This window comes from Paenibacillus sp. P4_E11 (assembly GCF_056401635.1).
The window spans coordinates 1-513 of record NZ_JBFUIX010000737.1; the positions used below are offsets into that span (position 1 = coordinate 1).

The 513-nt window shown below is 48.1% G+C and carries 1 pseudogene; it reads right to left on the reverse strand.

Going from position 1 to position 513, the window contains the following annotated elements:
- Positions 1-513 (reverse strand): annotated as a pseudogene (locus AC1DWB_RS37215) (glycosyltransferase family 1 protein); the annotation flags it as partial.

The window sequence follows — 513 nt, forward strand, 5'->3', positions numbered from 1 at the left end:
CTTCCATATCGTTCGGATGAATATCCGGATTATTCAGCTTCAAGACAAGGCCGACAGAAGGATCGTTACGCTCAAATGCCTGCTTGAACGCCTCTACGACGGCTTGCGGATTTTTGCGCGCCTGGAAGCTTTGGGTATCGTACATGGAGAAGAACAGGAAGCGATCCTCCGGCAATCTGAATGAAGCCCGATTGAATTCTTGTGCATAATGGACCTCAATACCATGCGGAATCCTCAGCACCGGCACGTTAGCCTTTCTGGAAATGCTATCGAGCACGAAGTTAGTAGGTACCCATACTTCATTCACCATTTCAAACTGAGCGGAAAATTCTTCCGGGAAGTCAGGAAGCTCCCAATGCCAATAGCCAATCCGATATCGACCCTTAGCCATGAACACAGGTTCGCCGAAGAAGCGTCTCGCTGGCCTCATATTGTCGGAATTCAAGTGGTACAGGTTCACATTGTACTTCGCATCCGTTATTTCCTTGTGTCTCCAAGTCAAATCTTCCATTC